Origin of the sequence: Ramlibacter sp., assembly GCF_036383835.1 — a bacterium.
In the GTDB taxonomy this organism is placed as follows: domain Bacteria; phylum Pseudomonadota; class Gammaproteobacteria; order Burkholderiales; family Burkholderiaceae_C; genus Ramlibacter.
Genome location: NZ_DASVNN010000145.1, coordinates 21,775 through 28,152, shown reverse-complemented (window position 1 = coordinate 28,152; position 6,378 = coordinate 21,775). Strand labels below are relative to the sequence as shown.

Here is a 6,378-nt window from a genome sequence, read left to right as displayed (position 1 = left end):
GGGGGTGGGGGTGGGGGGCAGTCCCCCCCAGCCTCAGACGTTCATCACCGCGACCGAGCGCGTGTTCAGGTAGGCCTCCAGCGACTCGGGGCCGCCTTCGGAACCGTAGCCCGAATCCTTGATGCCGCCGAAGGGCATCTCGGCGCTGGGCATGGCCGGCATGTTGAGCCACAGCATGCCCACTTCGACGCGGCGCGTCAGCAGGTCGGCGTTCTTCAGCGACTTGGTGAACGCATAGCCCGCGAGGCCGAAGGACAGGCGGTTGGCTTCGGCGATCGCTTCCTCCAGCTTGTTGAAGCTGCGGATGCCGGCCACGGGGCCGAAGGGCTCGTCGTTGAACACCTTGGCTTCCAGCGGCACGTCGACCAGCACGGTCGGCTCCCAGAAGTTGCCGGAATCGCCGATGCGCTTGCCGCCGGTGAGCACCGTGGCACCCTTCTTCACGGCGTCCTCGTGGATCTCCGCCATCGCGCTGACGCGGCGCGGATTCGCCAGCGGGCCCATCTGCGTGCCTTCGGCCAGGCCGTCGCCGACCTTCAGGCCCTGCGCGTACTTGGCGAACGCCTGCGCGAACTCGTTCTTCACGCTCTCGTGAACCAGGAAGCGCGTGGGCGAGATGCAGACCTGGCCGGCGTTGCGGAACTTCGCGGCGCCGGCGGCCTTCACCGCCAGGCCGATGTCGGCGTCCTCGCAGACGATCACCGGCGCGTGGCCGCCCAGTTCCATCGTCACGCGCTTCATGTGCTGGCCCGCCAGCGCGGCGAGCTGCTTGCCCACCGGCGTCGAGCCGGTGAAGGTGACCTTGCGGATCACGCGGTGCGGGATCAGGTAGCCGGAGATCTCGGCCGGGTCGCCGTAGACCAGCTGCAGCACGCCGGGCGGGATGCCGGCGTCGGCGAAGGCCTTGACGAAGGCGGCGGGACCGGCGGGCGTTTCCTCCGCGGCCTTCACCAGCATCGAGCAGCCGGCGGCGAGCGCCGGGCCGACCTTGCGCACCACCTGGTTGATCGGGAAGTTCCAGGGCGTGAACGCGGCGACCGGGCCGACCGGGTCCTTGATCACCATCTGGCGCAGTTCCGGCTTGCCGCGCGAAGGCACGAGGCGGCCGTAGACGCGGAAGCCTTCGTCGGCGTACCACTCGATCATGTCGGCGGCGGCCATCGTCTCGCCCTTGGCTTCCACCAGCGGCTTGCCCTGCTCCTGCGTGAGCAGCGGCGCGATCTCGCCGGCGCGCTCGCGGATCAGCGCGGCGGCCTTGCGCATGATCTTCGCGCGGTCGGCCGGCGGCATGTCGCGCCAGGTCTCGAAGCCCTTCTGCGCGGCTTCCAGGGCCTTGTCGAGGTCGGCCTTGCCGGCATGCGCGACGCGGCCGATCTCCTTGCCGCTCGCCGGGTTGAACACGGCGAGCGTGCGACCTTCGGCGGCGTCCTGCCACTGGCCGTTGATGTAGAGCTGGGTGTTGGGGTAAGTCATGGGGTCCCTCGGGGTGATCCCGGGATTATGCGGCGCGCGCCTGGGTGGTGATCCGCCAGCCGGTGCATTGACGGGTGCGGTGCCGCGGCCAGAATCGCTGCACCCGACCGCGCGAAGGAGGAGCCATGGCCCGCATCCCGGTGCAGATCATCGACCCGCAGCAACTCGAGGGAAGCGGCGAGGTGCCCGGCTTCCCCATCGAGCAGTTCCCCCGCAGCTGCCTCGCGCAGGGCGACTCGTGGTTCTCGATCGGCGCGATCCCGCCGTTCCTCACCACCAACCTGCTGCGCGAGCTGGAACTGTCCACCGGCACCTGCATCGTGCAGTGCGCGTCGCCGGGCGCAACCCTCAAGCGCATGACCGACACCACGCGCGCGCGCCGCTTCCTGCAGCTGCTGAACGGGGCCAAGGCGCGCAACTGGAGCGGCATCCTGCTGTCCGGCGGCGGCAACGACCTGATCGAGGCGCTGCAATCCACCGCGAGCGACCCGGCCCTGCGCCTGCTGCGCCTGCAGACCGAAGTGGGCGACCCGCAGCTCGGTCCGCACCCCTTCGTGAGCGACCCGGGCTGGGAGACCTTCCGCGTCCACCTGCAGGCCGTGATGCAGGACCTCGTCGCCGCGCGCGACCGGGGGATCAACCAGGGGCAGCCGATCGTCCTGCACACCTACGACGTGCCGGCGCCGCGCGATGCGGCCGCGGGCCTGAACTTCGGGCCGTGGCTGTCCAGGGCCCTGATCACCTTCGCTGTCCCGCAAGCGGAATGGAACGGCGTGGCGAGCGAACTGTTCGCGCGGCTGCATGCGCTGGTCACCGGCTTCCCGGCGCGGTTCGCCAACGTCCACGTGGTCGACACCCTGCGCACGCTCGCGCCGGCCGGCAACCAGGACCCCGGCCCCACCGAGGACTGGCAGAACGAGATCCACCCGACCCGCGCCGGCTACCGCAAGCTGGCGGAGAAGTGGACGACGGTGCTCGACGCCGTGCTCTAGGAGGGGAGGATCAGCGGTTGGCGCGCTCCAGCTGCGCCGCCCAGCTGCGTGCTTCGCCGCGCGCCCAGTCCAGGTCGGACGCGATGGCGTAGGCGTAGAAGAAGACGAGCTTCCCGCGCGCCAGGGCCGTGACGCCCGCCGATCCCATTTCCGTCGTTTCGCTGCGCTCGGCGGCGGTGACCTTCACCTCGCCCCGCATGCCGAAGCCGATCGCGGTGTCGGTGTCCAGGAATACGCCGTCGCCCGCGACGCTCTTGACTTCGGCCTGCACCGCCTCGTCCTGCAGGTTGTTGCGCAGGTCCTTGTTGACGCCCGGCAGCACGCGCTCGGAGGTCGTGGGCATCTGCGCGCGGATCGCCGCCTTCACCTGCGCGAAGTCGGACGGGTTGAGCTTCGCCGCCTCCGCGCGGCGCGACGTCTGCAGCATGAAGTAGCGCTGCATCAGCGGCCCGAAGCCGGCGCGCATGCGCTCGTCGTCGGCCTGCGACACGAACACCGCCAGCAGGCGGTTGCCGTTCGGGGTGGTCTTTCGCGCGAAATCCAGCAGGCGCGGATCGGTGACCTCGACGTACCCGGGCGGCACCGGCACCTGGATGGACGTGCCGCCGATCGCGCGCGCGACGGTGTCGGCCTGCGCGACCAGGGCGGCGCCGGCGAGCGCCAGCCAGGCGACGCCGTTGCGGATGATGGACTGCATGGGAACTCCCTCCTGTTGTTGCAGGGAGTATCCGGCCGGCGCCGGATGGAGCGAGTGTTTCAGGGCCCTTCGCGTTGGCATGGCGCCACGCGCGCCTAGAAGCTCACCTTGAGGCCGACCCGCACGGTACGCGGCAGCGACGGATGGAAGTGGACGGTGGCGGGCGTCGCGGCGCCGGAAAACGCAGGCTCGCCCGGCAGGCGCGATGCGTAGGCGTACTCGATGTCGCTGGTGCGCCGGTCGAACACGTTGAACACGTCCATGGAGAGCTCCGCGTCCCGGTGGAAGCGCCAGGCCGTGCGCAGGTTCACCACGGTGCTCGAGCCCGCGCGGATCGAATCGTCCTCGATCAGCGGCCGCGCGCCGAAGTGGCGCACGCGGCCGCCCACGGTCCAGGGTCCTTCCTGCCAGGTCACGCCGAGCGTGGCGACGCGCTCCATCGCACCCGGGATCCGGCTGCCCGCCGGGTCGGCATCGGAGAAGCGCGCGCGGGTCAGCGACACGTCCGCATCGATCTCCCAGCCGAGCGCGGGACGCCAGTTGGCGGTGAGCTCCAGGCCCGAGCGCCGCGACGGCCGCGACGCCTCGGTGGTGCCGGCATCGCCCACGAACAGCAGCTCGGAATCGAGCTTGAGCGTCCACAGCGCCACGGTGGTGACCAGCGCCGGGCTCCACTTGCTGCGCGCGCCGATCTCGTGGCCTTGTGCCCGCACCAGCGGCGTCGCGCGCCCGGCCGGCGTGACGCCATCGCGCGGATCGACGGTGATCACGGTGCCGCGCGCGTCATTGCTGTGGAAACCGCGTCCCCAGTTGGCGTACAGGTCCAGCCTGTCGCTGGGCAGGTAGACCAGCGACAGCTTCGGGCTCGCGATCGAGGCGGAGCTGCTGCCGCTGTTGGGCGCCACGGAGCTCGTCACGTCGGCCTGCCGCCGGTCCCAGCGCAAACCGGCCACGGTGCGCCATTGCGGCGTCCACTGCCAGTCCAGCTGGCCCCAGATGCCGAGGGCATCGAGCGTGACGCTGTCGCTGCGGACCCTGGCCGTGCGCGCGCGCTGGCGGGTGTCGAACAGGCCGACCTCGGCGATGTCGTCGCGGCGCAGGTCGGTTCCGTAGCTCCACGCGACATCGGCGGACCCGACCTTGAAGCCGCGCACCTGCGAGGCCGAGGCGCCGAATACCTTGCGACGGTCGACCTGCTCGAACTGGTCGAGGGCCGTGGGCCCCTTGCACTCCGCAGGCAAGGGGTCGGTGTCGCAGCCGCGGGTGAAATAGGTGAACTGCGAGAACAGGTCCAGGGAATAGCGGATGGCGTAGGCGCCGAACCGCGTCTGCACGCCGCCTTCGCCATGGCCCCAGTTGGCGTTCAGCGCGGTGCGGCGCGTGCGCCCGCCCGCCGTGGGGTCGAGCGAATCGAAGCGGCCCAGCGTGCCGGCCTCCACGGCGCGCAGCGGGACCTGGTCGGTCGAGATCCAGTCGGCCGCGTAGTGCGTGAGGCCCACGGACCAGCCGTTGTTCCCGTCGCCGCGGGAGTACTTGCCCGCGAGGTTGGTCTTGCGCAGGTCCTGCTTCACGGTCCAGGGGCCGTCGTCGCGGCCGTGCTCGGCGGCCAGCAGCAGGTCGCCGCCGCCGGCGGCGAAGGAACCGGCGGCCAGCGTGCGGCGAAAGCCGTGCGCGCCGGCTCCGACCAGGCCGAAGGGCCGCGCGAGCCGCTGCACCGTGCGGATGCGCGCGCTGCCGGCCGCGGCGAAGTCGCCCTCCTCCGCGTGGTACGGCCCCTTGCGGTAGTGCACCGCCTCGGCCAGTTCCGGGATCACGAAGTACAGGTCGGTGTAGCCCTGGCCATGTCCGTGCGTGGGCATGTTGACCGGCACGCCGTCGACGAAAGTGGCGAAGTCGGTCCCGTGGTCCAGGTTGAAGCCGCGCAGGAAGTACTGGTTGGCCTTGCCCTCGCCGGCGTGCTGCGTGGCGACGAGCCCCGGCACCGCCTCCATGATGTCGCCCGCGCGCAGCACCGGCCGCGTGCGCAACTGCCTGGAAGTGACGACGCCTTCGCTGGCGCTGTCGGCAACGCCCTGCAGGTCCTCGCGCGTGCTCGGGATCGTGACGGTGGGCAACTCGGCGGCTTGCCGCTGCGCGCTGGCGGGCGCGCAGGCGAGCACGGCGGCGGCCATCGCCGCCGACTGGATTCGCGCGTGCAGGGGAAGTCTCCTGTCGTTCTGGGAAAGGCCGGGGCCATCCTACCAGAAGGAACGAAGTTCCTCATACAGGAACACCAGGGACTGCGACACGCTGCCGCGCGCCGTCGCGGCGATCACTTCGCCTTCGAACGCAGCGCCTTCAGTTCGTTGGTGAGCCACACCCTGCTCTCGACGGGGGTGCCGCCGCCGCACTTCACCAGGTAAGGCTTGCTGGACACGCTGCTGGTGGACGCCCCGAGGGCGATGAACTGCTCGGTGGTCTGCACCACGTTGCGCTCTTCCAGGGCTTCCAGCTTGCGCCGCAGGTGCGCCTGCGCTTCGTCCGCGCCGTGCCAGGTGCCGTTGCGGTTGAAGGTGCAGCCGGAGGACTGCAGCTTGGCGAGCAGCGCGTCGATTTCGGCGCGGGCCGCCGGCGGGACCGGGGCGGCGGCGGACGACAGGGCCCAGGCCAGCAGGCATCCGGAAAGCATCCAGCGCATGGTTCGCTCCTTGGACATCGGGGAACCCCATTGGACGACACTTCCGGGCCGTGCCGCCGGTTTCAGCTGCAGCGCGCCAGGTAGTTTTCCTCGAAGCGCTTGAGATCGCCCTTCTCGCCGTCCGTGAGATCGGTGCGGGCCTTCTTCAGCTTGAGGATGCGCTTGGACTCGCCGCACTGCTGCTCCTGCTGCTTGGTCCGTTCCACCGCCTTGGCCTGCGCCTGCTGCTCGGCGCGCTTCTGCGCGCGGCCTTCCTGCTGGTCCTTCGACAGTTGCGACCTGGCGTCGCGCTCGTCCTCGCTGCAATCGCGCTCGTATTCCTTGCGCGCGGCGGAGATCGTCTGCGAGCTCAGGCCGCGGGCCGGGCCGGTGCGGATGGAATCGTGCAGGGCCGCGCAGCGCGGGCTCATGTACTTCAGGTAGAGCGGAGCCTCGCCGACCGACGGGATGTACGGCGCCGACTGCGAGTAGTACTGCGCCTGGACGCCGCCGGCGGCCAGCAGCGCCGCGGCGGCCGCGAATGCTGCCCTCATGATTCC

6 protein-coding genes are annotated in these 6,378 nt (G+C 70.7%); 1 reads left to right on the top strand and 5 read right to left on the bottom strand.

Going from position 1 to position 6,378, the window contains the following annotated elements; translation table 11 throughout:
• Positions 1-33: 33 nt before the first annotated feature.
• Positions 34-1,473, bottom strand: a complete 1,440-nt coding sequence (locus VF522_RS22750; RefSeq protein ID WP_330910617.1) for an NAD-dependent succinate-semialdehyde dehydrogenase — start codon at positions 1,471-1,473, stop codon at positions 34-36.
• 125 nt (positions 1,474-1,598) lie between these two features.
• On the opposite strand from VF522_RS22750, the gene VF522_RS22745 reads away from it, so the two are divergent.
• A complete protein-coding gene (locus VF522_RS22745; protein WP_330910616.1) occupies positions 1,599-2,465 on the top strand; it encodes a hypothetical protein in 867 nt (288 codons plus the stop codon).
• Between the two features lie 10 nt (positions 2,466-2,475).
• Here the strand turns inward: VF522_RS22745 and VF522_RS22740 are convergent, their stop codons facing one another.
• From VF522_RS22740 to VF522_RS22725, 4 genes are all read right to left on the bottom strand, one after another.
• Positions 2,476-3,162, bottom strand: coding sequence for a hypothetical protein (locus VF522_RS22740; protein WP_330910615.1), 687 nt, complete (start codon positions 3,160-3,162; stop codon positions 2,476-2,478).
• Positions 3,163-3,257: 95 nt separating this feature from the next.
• Complete coding sequence (locus tag VF522_RS22735) at positions 3,258-5,333, bottom strand: TonB-dependent receptor (RefSeq protein WP_330910614.1); 2,076 nt, start codon at positions 5,331-5,333, stop codon at positions 3,258-3,260.
• A 140-nt stretch (positions 5,334-5,473) separates the two neighbouring features.
• Positions 5,474-5,839 (bottom strand): DUF5329 domain-containing protein, encoded by a 366-nt coding sequence (locus tag VF522_RS22730; protein WP_330910613.1) that lies wholly within the window; start codon positions 5,837-5,839, stop codon positions 5,474-5,476.
• A 62-nt stretch (positions 5,840-5,901) separates the two neighbouring features.
• Positions 5,902-6,372, bottom strand: coding sequence for a hypothetical protein (locus tag VF522_RS22725; RefSeq protein WP_330910612.1), 471 nt, complete (start codon positions 6,370-6,372; stop codon positions 5,902-5,904).
• Between the last annotated feature and the right edge of the window lie 6 nt (positions 6,373-6,378).

What these genes read in the sequence shown, in the direction of transcription:
- VF522_RS22725 (WP_330910612.1), bottom strand. Translation starts at nt 6,372, where the DNA reads ATGAGGGCAGCATTCGCGGCCGCCGCGGCGCTGCTGGCCGCCGGCGGC.
- VF522_RS22745 (WP_330910616.1), top strand. Translation starts at nt 1,599, where the DNA reads ATGGCCCGCATCCCGGTGCAGATCATCGACCCGCAGCAACTCGAGGGA.
- VF522_RS22735 (WP_330910614.1), bottom strand. Translation starts at nt 5,333, where the DNA reads ATGGCCGCCGCCGTGCTCGCCTGCGCGCCCGCCAGCGCGCAGCGGCAA.
- VF522_RS22750 (WP_330910617.1), bottom strand. Translation starts at nt 1,473, where the DNA reads ATGACTTACCCCAACACCCAGCTCTACATCAACGGCCAGTGGCAGGAC.
- VF522_RS22730 (WP_330910613.1), bottom strand. Translation starts at nt 5,839, where the DNA reads ATGCGCTGGATGCTTTCCGGATGCCTGCTGGCCTGGGCCCTGTCGTCC.
- VF522_RS22740 (WP_330910615.1), bottom strand. Translation starts at nt 3,162, where the DNA reads ATGCAGTCCATCATCCGCAACGGCGTCGCCTGGCTGGCGCTCGCCGGC.